The following is an 18,328-nucleotide window of genomic DNA, read 5'->3' as shown; positions in this document are numbered from 1 at the left end:
ATGCAGGCAACGCTGGTCTCCGACAGCTTTGTTCTCGCCAGAGGATCGCCGACAAAGGCGCCGAGTTGCTCGGCAAGCTCGTCAGCCTCGGCCAGAAGAACCATGCTGACGACCTTGAGCTTGGCAGCGAGTCGGCGCGCCTTCGCATTCTTGCCGGCGAAGCCGCCGACGCCGGGGGAACTGTGCCGGCGCCACGCAACAGCATGTTTGCACTGATGTAAGGCCGCTGCGACACCAGCGACGGCTCTCCGCCGCCACCTCCGCATCTCGCTACCAGATGACACTAATACAAAGACTGCATTTGGCGCATCCGACGTGTAAGAGGATCGTGTCGCGCGAAGTGGTTAAGCTTGGCGGAACCGAATCGGTCGGAGCAATGAGCAAAGCGGCGGGCGCAGATGCGGATGTAGTTTCGCCGAAGACGTTTGCGCCGCTCAGGAATACGACATTTCGCTCAATCTGGTTTAGCCTCTCAAGTCTCTTCCCTTGGCTGGCTGATGCAGACCGTTGCTATCAGCTGGCTAATGGCAACGGTTCCGACCTCCGATCTGATGGTTGCGCTCGAGCAGGCTTCGTCTAACCTGCCCGCTTTCATTTTGTCCATTTTCGCTAGGGGTTCTCGCCGACAACTTCAGCCGTCGAAGAGTCATGTTCGCCGGCCGATGCCTAATGGTAATAGCATCCGCGATGCTACGGCTTCAGTGGTGCTGGGCTTTATCGCCCCGTGGATGATCTTCGGCTTCAGCTTCTTGATCGCAAGTGGTGCCGCGCTCAACGATACCGCCTGGCAGGCTTCTGTTGGCGATATTGTGGACCGACGCGAAGTTCCCGCTGCCGTCACCCTCCTCTCCATTGGCTTCAACACTGCACGGACCGTGGGACCGGCGCTCGCGGCATCATGATTGCGTCGTTCGGACTTATGACGGCTTTCGCTATGTTTACACTCACCTATATGATCCCTTTGGTCACCATATGGCGATGCAAATGGAAGGTTCGCTCCTCACTTCTCCCACGTGAGTCAATGAGGACGGCCATCTATGACAGGCTGCGCTTCACAGCGATGTCATCGGAAATCAAGACGGCGATCGCCCGCGGAACCTTCTTTGGCCTGTCGGGCATCGCCATACTCGCACTGCTGCCATTGGTTGTCCGCGATCAGCTGGGCGAAGGACCGCTCGCCTATGGCACCATCATCGCCGGCTTCGGCACAGGCGCCGTCATGGCTGGCGTCGCCAACAGCCTATTAAGACGGAGCTTGTCAGAAGAGCAACTAATGACGCTGGCATGCGTCGCCTGTGCGGCGTGCTCCCTTTTTCTGGCACTGCCTCTTCCATTGCGAGCGGCGTCCTGTTTCCCCTTCGCGAGGGTCGCGAGGCCGAGCCCGACCCTTTGGAGGAATTCGACGCGCCGGCAGTCGCCCTCAGTCTCAAGCCGAGAAGCGGCCCCATCGTGGTCAAAGTCGAGTACCTCATACTCGTGGAAAATCTAGAAGAATTCCTCGCCATGCGCGGGTGCCGGCATGTACAGAGTCGCGTTGGTGCTCGGCACTGGACTCTCCAGCGCAACCTTCAGGAGCCTGTGCTATGGACGGAGACATTCCGTACGCCGACCTGGACCGACTACCTTCGCCTGAATCATCGCCTTACCGAGGCCGACAAGGAACTGGACGAGAGAATCATCCTCCTCCACAAAGGAAAGCATTCTCCACGAATAACATTGTCAATCGAGCGCCCCACGAGTGCTCCACGCAAGCCTGAGTCATCAACGCCTTTTTTCCCCCGCCATTCAACGAAACGGCCAGCGTGCCACCGCAGGCTGAATGAAGATACATAAGAAGGCACGTCAACTGCTAACCACATCGGGCGGGCAACAAGCATCGCCGCCTTCGGGTATATGACAGACAGAATGTAGCGGACTTGAAAAATGAAAGGCGCTCACCCACCGCCAACATTTCTCGGCTGGTTCCCGGCATTCAAGGTCCTGCGGCTATACGCGAAGGCGGCAAGCCGCGTTGAAGTCGTCGATATTCAGTCGCATCGAAGGACAATGACGTGTTGCCCTGATGCCACTCTCTGCGAGGTTAGCTTGTTTCTCGGATGAGGAGACAGACAATGGTCTGCCCCCTGAAAGGTCCTCCCTGAGGTATGTGTCCATTCTTGAACTCGGCTCGACAATGATAGCGAACCCTGTTGACCGTCGCACTGTCAGTCTCGAATCAAGTGCTCTCCTACAGCAGATGCGATTATCGCCAATGCGTACTGGTAGCGCCCGAAGCGCGCGTTATCGGCAGCCGCCGAGGGCCGTGATGCGGCCGCGATCGAGCCTTGTAGTAACAGACGCGCTCTCCGGTGGTCGGGCCAGCACCTTACCCCTCTTCCCTATGGCCCCAAGGCAGAGCAATTGCCAATGCGGGACATCCCGCTTCTAAGTCTCCTGCAACATTATTGGAGGCCGCGACGGCCCTGCTCGTGACGATCAGGGGTGGTCGCCGCACACCAGCGGGATCATTGCCCCACAAGCGCATCCAGATTCCGGCCGGGCGTTCCGCTGTCAATATCAAAGTCGGCCGGCGGGCGCTAAAGTGTCGATCCTCACCTTGCCGCCAGGTGAGTTCGACCGATATGTTCCTGCTACAATGGTAAGCGGCCTATACTGTCGCATCCTCAACAGTCAGCGGGAGACAGGACGACCCTATGTTCGAGCTCCCTCCGTATGGACTCCTCTGAATATAACAAGGGCTTGTATTCGCCCCGTTGCCAATCGTGATTGAGGTCACGATAATGACTTGAGATCGGAACACCCGACTGACCTGGATTGTTAATAAAGAGACTGTCATCCCATGACCCAACGTCCATGATTATCCGCACTGACGGTCCTTCTGAAACAGAGAATTGGCCGCTTCGGTAACTCGAAAAATTGAGCGTTGAGCTACTTCCGCCGAGGGCTATGGCGCCCAACGACCATTGTTCAGACGTCAGTGCCTGCAGAGGGTGGCGCAAATCAAGCTTATGTATACTGCCCCATGCCCATGAGGCAGAATCGTCGCCAAATCGACATATGCATTCACTCCAGGCAGAAGTTAGGGATTCCATTATGGAATGCTTCAACTTTTCACTAGGCTCTGCCTGTTCGAGCCAAGAGGCTATGGCCGAAGGCTGTAAAGGCACGAGCAGTGCCAACACTTCATCGTCAGCGCTTTCTAAGCGAGCTACTGTCGGGCCAAGGTGTTTGCTAAGCCAAATCTCAAAGAACGCGGCGGCTGGCGAACTCGCATCCAAATGCCGGTCCCAGTTAGAAAATAAGTGCAACGCAGGCATGTTTGCAACCGAACCGAGAAGAGTGTCTAGTTTCGCAAGAATACGAACTGCTATCGGCGAATACACCGAACATTGCAGCGACATGCAGTCCCGCAACGAGATCTTCTCTGATCGTGAGAGAGTTGTATGAAGGGTATCATGTCTGCTGCTGTCAGACCACTCGTAGCCAAAAGCAGGATGCGATCTACTCCATTCCTCCGGAACATTCATTGCGTTGGCAGTGGCGACAAAACCTTTGGCGGGGTTCATCTCGAACGGCCCATCGTCCGGTGACAAATACCCTTCCCATTCGAACCGACCGTCTCCTGGAACCGGAAGCAGGCCGTCCCAATTTCTTCGGACCGGAGCCGCACCTGACGGTTTCCACGCAATTACATTCGACGTGTCCGCATAGATGTGATTAACTGAAGGACAACCCCAGTTTGCTAGACTGGAGGTGTATTCTGAAAATGTCTTAGAGCGCATTACGGCCAAGCTGGCCATGTAAGGTGCCATGCCGGGATCCATCCATACGGTTCTCAGTGCGAAGGCGCGGTCTTTTTCAGCATTTTGGTTTAAAATGGGTCCATGGCGTGTGAACTGAAGCTTTACCTCCTGGTCGGTGTGGGCGCGAACTGGAATTTTCTCGTGTATAGTCTTCACCTGCTCCCAGGCCCCTTTATATAAGTATTTATTTCCCTCACTCTTGGTTTCGTAAACATAAATATCTTCTTGGTCAGCGCCGAAAATAGTCAGACCAAAGGCGGCTGTCCCGTTGTGACCCATGGAGATTCCTGGGATCATAGGCTCTCCAGCGCCAATTACATCGAGCCCGGGCATACTCAGGTGTACAAGATACCTGATGGACGGAAGGACGTGCTTGCGATGCGGGTCTAGAGCAAGGATTGGTCGCTCCGTTGTGGTTTTTGTTGCGGATATGGCCCAGTTGTTTGAGCCCTCTTGGAACACCGTCTGCATGATCTCATCACTCGGTGTTACGCGGGTCCAACGGTCAGCTTCCTGAAGACTTGCTGCAAGTCTTTCCCTCGAGAATGAGACGGGACAGATTGCCAAGCGAAAATCCTGCAGTACTCGATCTGTCATAAAGGCGAGGTCAAGGCCCTCCGCTGGTCGTGGCGCTATCGGAGGTGACAATTCTTGTCTCAACCTGTCGAGGCGGGTACCTCGTTCCACACCTGCCAATGCCATCACCCTGCAGCGCAGAAGCTCCGAAATCGCATTTCGGGTTAGTGAGTGCGTTCGCACGCGAACGACGTCTTCGGGTTTCCAATAGTCGGGAGTGTGACCGAGGAGGCCAAACTCGGGTGGCAAGGCAATCAAACCGTCATGGCAACTGTCTACGTAGGAATTGATCCCCTCGGCAAACGCTGAGCATATCTCTTCGGAATCCGGGCCGTACGCCTGCCATTCTGCACTCATGGCTCCGCGAAATAAAAAGAGACGCGCCGCCCGATCCTGCTCCAAATATCCGGGGCCAAAGTCTCGTGACAGGAGACCGAGACCTCGTTTGCGCGCAATATCAATTTGCCAGAGGCGGTCTCGAGCTGCATTCCAACCCTGCGCGAAAAATAGGTCGTGCAAGTTCTGAGCCTTGATATGAGGAACCCCCCATTTATCAATGTCGATCGTGACCTCACTCTTAAGCTTGTCGGAGCTGTGGCGGTCGAAGGTTATGTTCTTTAACATGTGTTGATCCGTTTGGTTCACCCAAAGATGGTCGGGAATCTGCCAGAGGACGACGTCTGCAGATTGTGGTCGGTTGCGGGCAGAGGGTTGAGGCCGCACTCTTGCAACCTGATCATGTGTGGCGAGCCAATCCTCAGCGCGCCTGGACGCGAACTGGCACGGTGGGCTGCGCACAAGCTCAGCGGGATCCTACTCTCGCGCTTCCGGGAACGAGGCGCTTGCCGAGAACGCTCTGATGTATGTCAGCCAATACGTACGAATACAATATCCGCACATGTTGTCTCGCTGGCCTGAGGCAACGCATTCGATACACAGTAACTCGGTCGAACGGCCTCGTTGAAGGATGGCTCCCTCAATGCGACAAGATCTGGCTGAGAAACAATTTCGTTCTTTCGTGCTGCGGGTTTCTGAAGAAGTCGTGCGGTGTACCCTCTTCGACGATCTCACCTCGATCCATGAAGATTACTCGATCGGCCACGGCGCGCGCAAAGCCCATCTCGTGGGTGACGCATACCATGGTCATGCCGTCGCGTGCGAGTCCGGTCACAGTCTCGAGCACTTCAGCGACCATCTCTGGATCGAGCGAGGAGGTCGGCTCATCGAAGAGCATGACTGCAGGCTCCATACAGAGGGACCGGGCAATTGCGACGCGCTGCTGCTGTCCCCCGGAGAGCTGAGCCGGATATTTGTTCGCCTGTTCGGGAATGCGCACGCGCTCTAGGAATTTAAGCGCGATCTTTCTAGCCTCACCCTCTGGAACGCCCTTTATCCACATCGGCGCCGCCATACAGTTCATCAGCACGGTCATGTGCGGGAAAAGATTAAAGTGCTGAAAAACCATGCCGACGCTTTTGCGAACTTCAGCTACGTTGCGCATTTTGTTATGTAACCTAATCCCAGTGACGGTAATCTCGCCATCCTGGTGCGCTTCGAGCCGATTGACGCAACGGATCAGCGTCGACTTTCCCGAGCCTGAGGGCCCACAGATGACGATACGTTCGCCCTTGCGGACGGTTAGGTTGATGTCAGTTAGTGCTCTGAAGGCACCATACCATTTGGATACATTCTTAGCTTCGATGACTTCGTCGCTCAATATTGCATCTCTCTTGTTCATTGGCGCATCTGTAAGTGCCTTGAAAATGGCCGAACCAACTTAGACGTCTTTTTTAGCTTGACCAATGAATTCACGATCATCGCTTCTTACTTCTGGCAAAATGGTCCTCGATCCGGGATTGGACCAGTTCCAGGCAGGCGGATAAAATCCAATAAATCATTGCCGCTGTTACTAGCATCTCCATAGTATGGAAGGTTGGCTGGCCGAGTGAGTGAGCTAGATACGTCAGCTCCCAAACGCCAAGAACCGAAACGAGAGAGCTGTCTTTGAGCATTGAGATGAACGTGTTTCCCATCGGGGGAATGATAACCGGAAGCGCTTGCGGCAGAATGATTCTGCGCATTGTGAGCGCAAAGCCGAAACCTAATGACCGGGATGCCTCCCACTGGCCGCGATCGATGCTGGCTATGCCCGAACGGAAGATCTCCGTCATGTAGGCACCACTGCATAGCGAAAGCGCCAACACGCCTGCAGGCACGGCATTAATAACGTAACCTACCTGGGGCAAGCCCATGTAGATCAGATAAACCTGCATGAGAAGCGGCAGACCCCGGAAGCATGAAGTGTAGAAGCTGACTATCGCGTAAGCCATGCCGTTGCTTGACAGTTTCGCAATCGCGCCGATTATTGCGATAGCCGACGCAAATAGCAGTGACATCGCTGATACGTAAACTGTAGTAACTACCCCCTGCGTAATTAGAAATGGCAGGTTTGCCCAAATAAATGGCATGCTTAAGTCAAATGCCGCGAAGAGCGAAAGGAACAGTAGCACCAACTCAAACCATACGATCCCGATTTGGATTTTGAGCGGGACAAAACCAATCAGCACGAGGTTGAGGCAGAACATTGCGGCAATTACAAAAGCGATCGCAATGCGACTGTAAAACTTCACTTGTGCGTGATCGCCAATCACGGGCCGTAGGAGTTCGCCCATCGTGGTGCCCGCTACGTTGAAGATAAGAAAAACCGCGAGCACAATTGCAAATATGCAGCCGATAAACCATGGCTTGTGGACGAGCACCTCAGATTCAACTGTATCGTGGTAAAGCATAAGCATTTTCTTCCTAAGAAGAGGCGCCCCCGGGAAGGGGACGCCCACGATTGTGTCATGTTATTTATCGACGCTGAAATCCCCCCCGAACCACTTGACCGAGAGTTTAGCAAGAGTGCCGTCATCCTTCATCTTCTTGACCGCGGCAGCGACCTTGTCGATAAACTCCTTATCGCCACGCTCGATTGTGACAGCGCCCGGGGCGTAGAATAAGGGATCGCCAATAACCTTCAATGGATAGCCAGATTTGATTGCCGCAGCCGCCGTCGTTCCTTCAGTAATGACGCCATCGAGACGAACACCATCGCCGAGGCGCAGGTCGTCAAGCGTAAGAGAGTTAGCACTTGGATAAGCCTTCACTTGGCCCGCTGTAAATTGATATTGTATTGGCTTAGCGCCGATCCATGCCGGTGTGAGCTTGTGATTGGCATACAAATCGCCAAGAGTTCCCGCTCGGACGCCGACGATCTTGCCCTCCAGGTCGGAAGGCTTCGTCGCTTTGCTATCCTTGTGAACGACAGCGACTTCGCCTTCGTAGAAGTACATGGCCGGGAAGGCGAATTTTTTGGCGCGATCGTTGGTCGGCGTCATTTGACCCATGGCCATGTCCCAACGCCCCCCCCACTGGCCTGCCTGAATGATATCCCAGCCCGGGGTCACGAATTTGATCTTCACGCCCAAGTAGTCCGCAATGCCCTTCGCGACCTCTACATCATCACCGTCGAGTTCATGTTGGTCGTTCAAGTGAGACAAGGCTCCCCAGTCGGACCCGACCGCTACCGTCAATGTCTGTGCCGCGAGCACACGATCAAGGACTTCGCCGGCGCAAGCCTTGGCTGACAAAGACATCGACGCAACCGCCATGGAGACTGCAACTACGACCGTCGTTACATGATTGTTCATCTATAGTTCCCTTTTTTCTCGTTCTTATTTTCTTGAAAGCTACCTTCGTCGCCACCGAGAGGAGTGTCTTAGCGGTGCGCCATTGCTCCCTGCTGATTGGACCCATCCCGGTCCGTCATTTAACGAACGACACCTTATCGCTCTGCATTGTTGGCATTCAGCGAAATCGAGTTCGATGATGCAGGTTTCCTGCGAACTACCCTTGGCTTTCGCCGGATCGCTCTGGCGATTTCACAAAGCACGGATACCCTGGCCTCAGAGAGGTCGGCGAACTCGCCAACTCGCTGGACTCCGAAGGCTGCAGATTGCATCGCCACAAGACGTCTTGTTTGGAAGGATCTAAACTGGACTGGCGCGTTGAATTACACCTTGCAGGGCTGACTCTGGTCACGTGGGAACTGCGGTCCAAGCCCCTCTCTCTCCCTAATCTCGACCTCCCTAATCTCGACCTCCCTAATCTCGACGACCTCTTCGCCGGCCGTGTGCGCACCCGCTACTCAACCGTCGGGGCGCTCGAGGAAGAATGCTTCTCTGCCGACATCGTGGTCGGGGCCGTGCTGATCGCCGGTGCTGCCGCGCCAAAGCTCGTCACCCGCGAAATGATGTCCGGCATGAAGAAGGGCTCGGAGCTGGTCGACGTCGCTATTGACCAGGGCGGTTGCTTCGAGACGTCGCATGCGACGACTCAAGCCGAGCCCACCTACGAAGGCGACGGCGTTATCCACTATCGCGTCGCCAACATGCAGAGTCGCCCATGCCATTTCGCGATTTCTTGCCTTGCGAGTTCGCACGTATCCCTCTGGGTCAACATCGTTGATAGACCAGAGAATTTTTGACTCATCGTAGCTCGGACAGCGGAGACGCGTTACAATTGTCAACCCGTTCGGACCCGGTTTAATCGAGATGTACTCGGCATACTGCGCATGATGGCTCATGCCTCTTGTAGCTGGAAGCGTTCGGCAAGTTAGGTCCTACTTGCCACGCGAGAGCGGGGCCGCAAGTATGCGCCGGCCGCAATACAACGCTGATTTGCTGCGTTGTCGAGGACATTTCGCATAGAATGCGCGCCTGCCGCTGCTATGATCATAACATGTTGTGATTTAGTCCAGTCCGAACTCCCGAGGTTGGGTCGCAACTCTCGATAGCCAGCTGGCGCCGGGGGCGCCTAGGCATGAAATTGGATCCCATGTATGACAGAATTCAAACAACGGCAAACCGTCGGTAACGCGTCGGAGAGCGTACTCGAATTCGACGGACAGCAATACCTGGACGGCCGTGCATCGGATCCTCGCGAATTTGGCTGGATGCGCGGTGCGCCGCCGCCGCCAGACAAGCGTGTAACATTCGAGAATGAAACTGTTTGGACCTTTCCTCAGCTTCGCTGGTCGCTATCGCATATGCGTGAGCTGCGGCCCACAGTCCAAGTGTGGCGAGGGCGGGGCGGACCGTCGCAGCTTGAGTGCAGCAACAGGTCTACCGAAATCGATGGGCTCACGTTCGTCGACATGGACGACCGCACCAACCGGTTCGAGGAGGCGCTATTCGACACCTACACCGACGGCATTTTGGTCCTGCATCGGGGGCGGATCATATACGAACGATACTTCGGCGCACTCGCGCCGCACGTACAACATTCGTGTCAGTCAATCACCAAATCGTATGCGGGCACCCTAGCCGCGGCGTTGGTGCATGAGGGCATTCTCGACGACAGGAAGACAATATCGCAGTTTGTGCCGGAATTACGAGGTACAGGGTGGGAAGATGCAACGCTCCGCCAAGTCATGGACATGCAAACTAACGTTGCTTTTACTGAAGATTACACAAGTGTAGACAAGTCATATAGATGCGAATACCTGCGTACCATACGAAAGGAAGGGGCGCACGGCAAATTTGTCTACAAAGGCGTCGATACCAATGTTATGGCTTGGGTTATGTCGCGCGCAACGGGCCGGTCGTTCGCACAACTGTTGGAGGAGCGCTTATGGTTGCCACTGGGCTGCGAAGAAGACGCCTATGTCGAGATCGACCCGACAAACGGTATGCCGAGGGCGCATAGCGGACTCAATGTGACGTTGCGCGACTTGGCGCGTTTCGGCGAGCTGATGCGATGTGAAGGCTCGTGTAATGGCAAGCAACTGGTTCCCGCGAGTGTTGTCTACGACCTTCAAGATCTCGACCACCCCGCCAAGCCGGACCTCCCATTCGGCTATACATACCGAAGCCAATGGTGGGTATCACACGACGAGCTTGATGCTATTGAAGGTCGGGGCCTTTACGGCCAGAACCTGTACATAGCGCCAAAGGCGGAGATGGTGATTGCGCGCTTCGGGTCGCACCCCGCTTGCGACCACATTGATCGGATTAGAAGGCCGCAGATGCAGGCATTGGGGAGGATGCTCCGCGCGTAACTTGATGCACTAGACGGTCACCGCGCTTGTTTAGGAATTTCCTGCAAATTCGCGGTTGAAGAACTGGGGCGCCTACGCCGAATTCCTGCGTTCGGCTAGGGGGCAATTGGCGCAAAAGGCCTGTAGACGCTGCTACGCTTATGAAGTAAATACCAGAAGCCTCGCTTCCCATATGCATAATGCAGACCGATCTGGCTCGCTTTTGCTGAGGAAACAATGATCACCGAACATTGCATATTGATTGGGGCCGTCGCGACTTTGTATTGCGAGAATGGAACCGGTGGACCTATTGTATTCTTGCATGGTGCCGCTTTCGGGCTTATCCGTCAGCTTGACCTGAAACAAAACCCAACCCAAACATCAACGAGACCCAGGATCAGACCGAAAAATGGCCGCCTTCAAATCGGAATGCTGGCCGGAATGAAATCGGAATGACTGGCCGGCTTCAAATCGGAATCGGTGGCCGGCTTCATCGGAATACGCAGGCAATGGTATCGGCATCAGTGGCAGCGCTCTTGCGCTGCTTCTGGACGGTGAGATCGGCGGTTACCTGGGAAAGCCGGGCGACCAGCGCCTTGAGCCGCTGCTGGGCCGCGCTCGGCGGCAGCGTCGGCTGCAGCCGTTTGACCTCGCTATAGCGGGCGATGACGGCGGCGTCGATCCTGTCGGTCTTCTCCAGGAAGCCCATCGCCTCGGCGAATCAGCGTACGCTCCTCGCATTGGCCATGCCGCAGGCTACTCCCAACTCCCACGACAGCAGGAAGGGAAGCCGTTCGTAGCCGCCACTGGCCTCCATGACGACGAGCTCGACACCATTGACCTAACACCAGGCAGCAAGCTCGGCTATGCCTGCCGCATCGTTGCGAAAGCGGCCCGCCGCTCCGCTCGGCACGACATGGGTATCGAGCCAGTCTTTCGAAACATCCACTCCACAGATAGTCTTGTTCACGGTAACCTGCCTTGTGCGTGCGATTGGAGCCAAGCGACTATTCGGTCGTACGTGACGAAGGCGAAGATCCCAGGCTCACCCACGGTTGTGGCCGGAGGGGTGTCGGGCGACTTCGCCTTGCTTCGAACCGGATGGCCATCCGGTTCGAGGCTCAGTCGCTTCCATCGCACAAAGTCCTCTGCGTGCAGATACAAGGGGTTAACCTCGAAGAGTCAGTGTCGGAGAAAATAACGTGCTGATTCATCGGACTTTAGGGCCGAGCTTGTTGGTCGCTCGATAAAAAGCATGATTTTAGGCGGAAGCTGTCCTGCATGCAATTTCAGCACTTGTTTACCCAATTCCTTGTCTGCTTCCGTGAGACGATGGTTCAGGCGAAGGTAGTCGGTCCAGGTCGGCGTGCGGAATGTCTCTATCCATTGCATAGGCTCCTGAAGGTTGCGCTGGAGAGTCCAATGACGAGCGCCGACGCGACTGTGCACATGCCGGCGCGCCCGCATGAGTTCCAGGAATGCTTCGCGATTTTCCTCGGGCACTAGGTACTCGACTTTGACCACGATGGGACCGCTTCTTGGCTTGAGATTGAGGGCGACTGCCGGTGCGTCGAAGTCCTCCAAAGCATCTGGATCGGATTCGCGGCGCTCGCGAAGGGGAAACAGGAGGCCCGTGGCGGCGACCAGCAGAAGGGCTCCAGCGGAGCCCTCCAGTGCCAAGGTCAGTGAATGGTTCTGGGCCACCGTGCCCCACACCCAACTGCCCGCTGCGATGCCGCCATCGATCAATGCATAGTAAATCGAGATGGTGCGCCCCACGACCCAGCGCGGGCTTGCCAGTTGCACGGTCACGCCGACCCCGGACCAGGCGGTGACCCAGCCCGCGCCACCCATGGCGAGTGCAATTGCCGCCACTGCAATCGAAGAAGTCAGCGCAAGCGAAAGGGAGCATGCCGCGCAGGCGACGCATGCGAGCGTCATCAGCCGCTCTTGTGACAAGCTCCGTCTGAACACGCTGTTCGAGATGCCGGCGAAGACGGCGCCTGTCCCGAATCCGGCCATGAGCGTGCCATAGGCGAGCGGTCCGCCTCCCAGCTGGTCGCGGACAACCAGCGGCAGCAGCGCGAGAATGGCGATGCTCGCCAGACCAAAGAGGGTTCCGCGAGTGATCGCCGTCTTAATCTCCGACGACATCGCCGTGAAGCGTAGCCCGTCATAGATCGCCGTCCTCATCGACTCACGTGGGAGAGGTGATGAGCGAACCATCCACTTGCAGCGCCATATGGTTACCAAAGGGACCAGATAGGTAAGACTGGTTACGGCGAAAGCCGTCATCAGCCCAAAAGAGGCAACTACTATGCCACCGAGCGCCGGGCCTACGGTCCGAACAGTGTTGAAGCCAACGGAGAGGAGCGTGACGGCGGCGGGAACGTCGCGTCGGTTCACCATATCGCCAACCGAGGCCTGCCAGGCTGGATCGTGGAGAGCGCCGCCGCATGCGATCAAGAAGCTGAAGCCGAGGATCATCCACGGATCGACAAAGCCCAGCACCACAAAAGCCGTCAGCATCGCAGATGCCAATACCATAAGGCACCGGCCGGCGAACATGACCCGGCGCCGGCTGAAATTATCAGCCAAGGCCCCGGCGAAGACGGATAAGATGAACGCTGGCAGGTTTGAAGAAGCCTGAACCAGCGCGACCATCAGATCGGAAGTCGAAATCGTAGCCATCAGCCAGCTGATGGCAACAGTCTGCATCAACCAGCCGAGCGAGCTGACCTGCGTGGCGAACCAGATTGAACGAAAGCTCGGATTTCTGAGGGGCGCAAATGCTCCTGGCGAATTTGGATCGGCGACTTGGTCCGCAAGACTGCTCATCAATCTAACTCTTGCCTATGAGCCAGTTTTACATTGCTCCGACAGCCAGCAGCCGCCCAACCCGTTGAAGGTCCGAATCGGCCAATGTGCGCAAATAGTTACAACGCCCGGCAGGAGATTGAACTCGCTGCCGGGCCGATGCGCCTTGGGAGGAGGCGTAGTTGGAACCTTTGTGAAGACTTGGAACCAGCCGCATCAGGCCAGCCTACACTTACAATATGAGGATCAGACCACTCCAGGATTTTAGTGCATTGAATGGGTACTCTTCCAGCAATCCTCGCCAACAAATGCAGGAGATCGGCGTCGAGCTCCTAAATCTGCATAATATCGGTGATTCGCGGGCGAGCAGTGCAGTGGGCACATTCTCCAAGCTAAACGCTGAACGGGCTTTTTGCTTCTCAAATCGCCATAACAGGGAGAGATGGGCAAATACTACTTCAATATGCTCCCAAGGACGCTGAGTTGACTGCAGCCTCAGCAGAGCTCTCCGCGTGCCTTTTTGCGGCTCCCCGCGGTGCTCGCGCCCGCCGCGCCTGCAAAGGCTTTCCTCAACAGTCGTTCAGTTCGAGCAGCCTTTGCCAACTCTGACTCAAAAGCTGCCCGACTGGATTGACGGCCTCAGCTTCTTCGGCGGGTCACTGAGGCGATCCGTCTGCTACAACCTGGTGTGGCCAAGGCGCTGTGGTTCGCGCCGACGCTGAACGCGACCGTTGCGACAATGACCGAGCAGTACGACACTGCCATATTGATCGCTGGGAAGCGCGCGAAGGGTAAATTCAACTTGCCCACCACCGCGATCAAATGTGCGCCGGGTAATGGCGCCGCTAACAGGATCGACCACCGGAACCGGTTACCGGCAGAGTCGGTCTGCATCCGGGAATTGCAGGGCCATCCTGTGTATAGGCTTAAATTGCGCTATTCTTCTCTACTGTGACAGGCGGGAGCCGCCGTCGACGGGGATCACTGCGCCCGAGACGTAGAACGCGTCGTCCGAAGCAGGAAGGCGATCACCGCCGCCTGCTCCTCCGGCGAGGAGACGCGCTCGAGCGGATTGGCGCGACCATCAGGCGTTGGTAGCTGCGTACGTGCAGCGCTCGAGTCATGTCGGTGGGGACCACGCCGGGCGCCACCGCATTCACGGTTATACCCTACAGGCCCTGCTCGCCGGCCTGCTGGAGCGTGAGATACGCGATCCCGGCCTTGGCCACCGAATAGCCTACCGTTCCGGGATAGCCCGTAAGCCCGAGGATCGAGCTGACATTAATGATCCGCCCGCCCGGCTGGCGCATCCGCGGCCGCAACTCGCGGGTCAGGCTGATGACTGCACGCAAGTTGATATCGATCAGCGGGAACAAAAGGCATCGTCAGTATCGGCGAGCGACTTCGAACCGCCAATGCCGGCATTGTTCACGAGGACGTCGAGCGTCTCGATCCTTGCGGCATCCAAGGCGGCCAGAACCCGCCCTGCGGCGTCGGGCATGGCCAGATCGCAGACGAGCGCCGTCTGGCCAAGGCCCGCAGCTGTGTCGTGCACTTTATCCAGAACATCCACTAGCAACACCCACGCCTCTTCCGAGCCAAGCCACGCCGCTGTTGCGGCACCGATCCCGCGCGCCGCGCCGGTGACGACGACAGTGTTTCTGACCGGAGCTTAGGCAAGGCTGCCTCCGTCGACCGTAAGCGCGGCGCCGATGGTGAAGCCCGCCGCATCGTCCAGCAGATAGCCGACAGCTGTCGCCACCTCGGACGGCAACCCCATTCGGCCCATCGGATGCGCAGCGATGATCTTCGTCCGGCGCTCGACCTGTGCCGCTTCTCCCCGGGCGAAGGCGACGCCGGCCTCGGCCAACGGCTGGCGATGGTTCCGGGGCAGACACAGTTTGCGCGGATATTTCTGCCGCGTGGTTCAGCGCCAGCGTGCGAGTCATCATCACAACCGCCGCCTTGGTCACCGAATAGATCGGCACGTCCTTCGAGGCCTGCAGACCAGCAGTCGAGCTGAAGAGCACCACCGATCCGCGGCCAAGCTCGCGCATCTGCGGGATGCAGCTTGCAGATTCGCCAAATGGCCCCGACGTTGAAGCTGAACATGGCTTCGTACCCTTCACGTCTATCAGCCGCTTCATCGCACCGTAATGCCAGCGGCCGCGACCAAGCCCTCAACCGGCCGGCCAAAGCTCTCGCGGGCGAGGTCGACCAGCCCTTCCAGCATCGCCGGATCGGTCACGTCGCAGACAACTCAACGGGCACCAGGACAGGCGGCCAGAGTTTGGTCCAGAGCCTCTTGCGACAGGTCAGCCAACACCAAATCCGCTCCACCCGCCGCCAGCAGTTTGGCACTGGCCGGGCCAAGCGCGCCACCCGCCGGTAATCAGCACCGTTTTTCCGGCAAAGGTCGTGTCAATCAAGATTGTAGTCCTCCTCCAAGATAAGAACTCCCACTGTACCCGCTCTGAAAGCGAATACCGGACAGCGGATGATCCGCGTCATTCCAAATCCATTGGTGACCGCCGCAACGGTCGAGGCGCAGGACGGCTTGCGCCGCCCCAAGAACACCGCACTCTACCGGCGTTCCTGTCTGAGAGTTTTCAGAGACATGAGGACGCACGCTCGGCGACCTGATGATGTGTGGCGAACCAAACGTCACCCTTTGCTTTGGCGCGTCGAATTAATTCTTCTACGATCCAGATCCGTGAGCGATATCCAATGACGTGTGGATGCAGAGTCAGCTGAAATAAATCGGCATCTTGATAGGCCCCTTCGAACTCCCGAATAAATACAGAAAGCACGTCGTCGACTGATAAATCTGGCCGTGAAGACCCATCGGGACTCATCCAAAGATAAGTGGCATCGTCTCGAATCCATTCGACCGGTATTTCAATCACTCCCGTGGGTTCCTCGTCTTCCAGCAGCTCATAGCAACTATCATCGGCCATAAGGGATGAGTCGTATGTCAATCCGGTTTCACGTATGATCCGTAGAGTTGCGTCGGAAAAATCCCAGGAAGGCGTTCGAATTCCCGTCGGGCGTTTGGAAGTGATTTTTTCAAGAGTGTCGGCACTCCTCATCATTAAAGAGCGCTCGCTCTCTGCGCTCAGTTCCGAGTTTAGCTCGTGTATCCAGCCGTGCATGCCAATTTCATGGCCTTCATCGACAACTGCGCGTTGCTCGTCTGGATACAACTGAGCGATCACAGCGGGAACGAAAAAACTCGCCGGAACGTCGTACTTTCTCAAGAGTTCCAAAGCCCGAGGCATCCCTCGTCGGCTCCCGTACTGACCCCAGGATAATCTGCTTAGCGATCGCCCTCCCCTGCGCAATTCGTTCGACTCATGATCGACGTCGAACGAGATGGCGAAGGCACAGCGTTTACCGCCGGGCCACATTGGTCTTAGTGCCTTGCCCGCTCTGACTTTGTTGATGCGCCGCCGCCAATGGCTTTCAGGCCATTCCCAGGGATTGAGTGCGGTCGAATTGGCCACCAGTTCCTCCTGAGCAGTGTCTGCATTGAATTCCGCCGAAAACTCAATGAGCGGAACGCGGCACCAGCTCAGCTGGCAGCCCCGCAAGCCGATCAGGCCGTCGCTTGAGTTTGCGCCTTGATTACGACAAGATGGCCCAACTCATTCAGATTTTCTCACTCTCGCGAACAAGCTCATCCATAACCGAGCGCACGGCGCTTTCTGCGATTGCAACAATCTCCTCCGCCTCAGCTTTGGTTGTAACCAGCGGCGGAGCAAAGCCCAAAATGTCCCCGTGCGGCATGGCCCGAGCGATAAGACCACGGTCACGGGCGGCCTTCGAGATTCGCGCACCTACCTTGAGCGCCGGATCGAAACGCTTCCGATTGTCGCGATCGGCAACGAACTCGATTGCGCCCATAAGACCGACGCCCCGCACTTCGCCGACGATCGGCAACTGCGCGAACCTCTCCTGCAACTGCGCCTGGAAAAACGCGCCGACGTCACGCGCATTGCCGGGGAGGTCTTCTTTCTCGACAATATCGAGGACCGCGTTGGCCGCGGCGGCGCCGATCGGATGACCAGAGTAGGTGTAGCCGTGCGAGAATGCCCCGACCTTGTCGGCTCCATCCTCCAGGACTTTATACACCTTCTCACCGACGATTGCCGCTGAAAGCGGGAAGTAGGCCGACGTCAAACCTTTAGCGATCGTGATGAGGTCTGGCTCGATGCCATAGTGCTGTGAGCCGAACATGGAACCGGTGCGGCCGAACCCTGTGATCACTTCATCGGCAATCAGCAGCACATCATGTTTTTTGAGGACCGTCTGTACCGCTTCCCAATAGCCTTCCGGCGGAGGCGTGATACCACCTGTGCCGAGGACGGGCTCGCCAATGAAGGCGCCGACGTTGTCCGGGCCGAGCCGCTCGATCAACTGATCAAGCTCGGCGGCGCGGCGAGCGGAGAATTCGCGCTCGGTTTCGCCCGGGGTTGCGCCCCAGTAATGATGTGGAACACCCGTGTGAACAATCTGCGGAAGTGGCAGGTCCATGTGGTCGTGATAAAAGCTCATGCCCGTCATCGAGCCCGACACGACGCTGCAGCCGTGATAGCCGCGTTCACGGGAGATGATCTTCTTTTTGGTCGGCTTGCCACGCAGGTTGTTGTAGTACCAAACAAGCTTGGCCTGGGTCTCGTTCGCATCCGAGCCGGACATGCCATAGAACACCTTGCTCATCTTGCCCGGCGCCATCTTCACAAGGCGATCGGAGAGGATCGCAAGCTCGTCGGTCGTGTGCGCCGCATAGGAGTGGTAATACGCCAAGCGATAGGCCTGACGCGAGATCGCATCGGCGACTTCCGTGCGGCCATACCCGACATTGACGCAGTATAGGCCGGCAAAGCCATCGATAAATTGGTTGCCATGCGCGTCCTGGATGCGGATCCCCTTCCCTGTCACCACGATCGTTGGGTCGCCGAGCTTGCCAGTGGCGAAATCTTTAAGCTGAGTGAAAGGATGCAAGACCGAGTTGCGGTCCTTTTCGGTGATCTCTTTGATGTTGATGGTCATT

11 protein-coding genes and 5 pseudogenes are annotated in these 18,328 nt (G+C 56.8%); 5 read left to right on the top strand and 11 right to left on the bottom strand.

Annotated elements, in window-relative coordinates; translation table 11 throughout:
• The first annotated feature begins 65 nt into the window (after nucleotides 1–65).
• Nucleotides 66–221, top strand: a complete 156-nt coding sequence (locus EN884_RS38445) for a hypothetical protein (protein ID WP_164548527.1) — start codon at nucleotides 66–68, stop codon at nucleotides 219–221.
• Between the two features lie 155 nt (nucleotides 222–376).
• Nucleotides 377–1,833: pseudogene (locus tag EN884_RS00195) on the top strand (MFS transporter).
• An 830-nt stretch (nucleotides 1,834–2,663) separates the two neighbouring features.
• Here EN884_RS00195 and EN884_RS00190 read toward each other — a convergent pair.
• The 4 genes from EN884_RS00190 to EN884_RS00175 all read right to left on the bottom strand — a co-directional run bounded on the left by EN884_RS00190 (nucleotide 2,664) and on the right by EN884_RS00175 (nucleotide 8,071).
• Nucleotides 2,664–5,003, bottom strand: a complete 2,340-nt coding sequence (locus tag EN884_RS00190; protein WP_063170375.1) for a penicillin acylase family protein — start codon at nucleotides 5,001–5,003, stop codon at nucleotides 2,664–2,666.
• 352 nt (nucleotides 5,004–5,355) lie between these two features.
• On the bottom strand, nucleotides 5,356–6,099 hold the full coding sequence (locus EN884_RS00185; protein WP_135921822.1) for an amino acid ABC transporter ATP-binding protein: 744 nt from the start codon (nucleotides 6,097–6,099) through the stop codon (nucleotides 5,356–5,358).
• A gap of 94 nt (nucleotides 6,100–6,193) precedes the next feature.
• The gene (locus EN884_RS00180) at nucleotides 6,194–7,168 is read right to left on the bottom strand and encodes an amino acid ABC transporter permease (protein WP_063170377.1); all 975 of its coding nucleotides are present in this window, start codon (nucleotides 7,166–7,168) and stop codon (nucleotides 6,194–6,196) included.
• A 60-nt stretch (nucleotides 7,169–7,228) separates the two neighbouring features.
• Nucleotides 7,229–8,071 carry a transporter substrate-binding domain-containing protein gene (locus EN884_RS00175; RefSeq protein WP_063169318.1) on the bottom strand — a complete coding sequence of 281 codons (843 nt, stop codon included), beginning with the start codon at nucleotides 8,069–8,071 and terminating at the stop codon, nucleotides 7,229–7,231.
• 458 nt (nucleotides 8,072–8,529) lie between these two features.
• On the opposite strand from EN884_RS00175, the pseudogene EN884_RS00170 reads away from it, so the two are divergent.
• Nucleotides 8,530–8,907, top strand: a pseudogene (locus EN884_RS00170) (alanine dehydrogenase); the annotation flags it as partial.
• Nucleotides 8,908–9,261: 354 nt separating this feature from the next.
• Complete coding sequence (locus tag EN884_RS00165; protein ID WP_063169320.1) at nucleotides 9,262–10,479, top strand: serine hydrolase; 1,218 nt, start codon at nucleotides 9,262–9,264, stop codon at nucleotides 10,477–10,479.
• A gap of 505 nt (nucleotides 10,480–10,984) precedes the next feature.
• On the opposite strand, the pseudogene EN884_RS00160 reads toward EN884_RS00165, so the two are convergent.
• Nucleotides 10,985–11,371: pseudogene (locus EN884_RS00160) on the bottom strand (transposase); the annotation flags it as partial.
• 269 nt (nucleotides 11,372–11,640) lie between these two features.
• The gene (locus tag EN884_RS00155; RefSeq protein ID WP_063169321.1) at nucleotides 11,641–13,296 is read right to left on the bottom strand and encodes an MFS transporter; all 1,656 of its coding nucleotides are present in this window, start codon (nucleotides 13,294–13,296) and stop codon (nucleotides 11,641–11,643) included.
• A 581-nt stretch (nucleotides 13,297–13,877) separates the two neighbouring features.
• On the opposite strand from EN884_RS00155, the pseudogene EN884_RS39255 reads away from it, so the two are divergent.
• Nucleotides 13,878–14,044, top strand: a pseudogene (locus tag EN884_RS39255) (IS21 family transposase); the annotation flags it as partial.
• A 400-nt stretch (nucleotides 14,045–14,444) separates the two neighbouring features.
• Here the strand turns inward: EN884_RS39255 and EN884_RS40055 are convergent.
• The 5 genes and pseudogenes from EN884_RS40055 to EN884_RS00130 form a co-directional block, all read right to left on the bottom strand.
• On the bottom strand, nucleotides 14,445–14,651 hold the full coding sequence (locus EN884_RS40055) for an SDR family oxidoreductase (RefSeq protein ID WP_199489648.1): 207 nt from the start codon (nucleotides 14,649–14,651) through the stop codon (nucleotides 14,445–14,447).
• Nucleotides 14,639–14,920, bottom strand: a pseudogene (locus EN884_RS40050) (SDR family NAD(P)-dependent oxidoreductase); the annotation flags it as partial. The pseudogene EN884_RS40050 and the gene EN884_RS40055, both read right to left, overlap by 13 nt.
• Before the next feature lie 27 nt (nucleotides 14,921–14,947).
• Nucleotides 14,948–15,145, bottom strand: a complete 198-nt coding sequence (locus EN884_RS40045) for an SDR family oxidoreductase (protein WP_063169323.1) — start codon at nucleotides 15,143–15,145, stop codon at nucleotides 14,948–14,950.
• Between the two features lie 739 nt (nucleotides 15,146–15,884).
• Nucleotides 15,885–16,778, bottom strand: a complete 894-nt coding sequence (locus tag EN884_RS00135) for a polysaccharide deacetylase (RefSeq protein WP_224570030.1) — start codon at nucleotides 16,776–16,778, stop codon at nucleotides 15,885–15,887.
• A gap of 145 nt (nucleotides 16,779–16,923) precedes the next feature.
• Nucleotides 16,924–18,327 carry an aspartate aminotransferase family protein gene (locus EN884_RS00130; RefSeq protein ID WP_063169325.1) on the bottom strand — a complete coding sequence of 468 codons (1,404 nt, stop codon included), beginning with the start codon at nucleotides 18,325–18,327 and terminating at the stop codon, nucleotides 16,924–16,926.
• Nucleotide 18,328: the final 1 nt, after the last annotated feature.

The sequence above is a fragment of the Mesorhizobium sp. M7A.F.Ca.AU.001.01.1.1 genome (assembly GCF_004022735.1).
Lineage (GTDB): Bacteria > Pseudomonadota > Alphaproteobacteria > Rhizobiales > Rhizobiaceae > Mesorhizobium > Mesorhizobium ciceri.
This window is presented reverse-complemented; position numbering and strand designations above follow the sequence as displayed.

Coding starts and splice junctions, on each gene's coding strand:
- EN884_RS00165 (WP_063169320.1), top strand. CDS start 9,262: ATGACAGAATTCAAACAACGGCAAACCGTCGGTAACGCGTCGGAGAGC.
- EN884_RS00190 (WP_063170375.1), bottom strand. CDS start 5,003: ATGTTAAAGAACATAACCTTCGACCGCCACAGCTCCGACAAGCTTAAG.
- EN884_RS00130 (WP_063169325.1), bottom strand. CDS start 18,327: ATGACCATCAACATCAAAGAGATCACCGAAAAGGACCGCAACTCGGTC.
- EN884_RS00175 (WP_063169318.1), bottom strand. CDS start 8,071: ATGAACAATCATGTAACGACGGTCGTAGTTGCAGTCTCCATGGCGGTT.
- EN884_RS00180 (WP_063170377.1), bottom strand. CDS start 7,168: ATGCTTTACCACGATACAGTTGAATCTGAGGTGCTCGTCCACAAGCCA.
- EN884_RS00155 (WP_063169321.1), bottom strand. CDS start 13,296: ATGAGCAGTCTTGCGGACCAAGTCGCCGATCCAAATTCGCCAGGAGCA.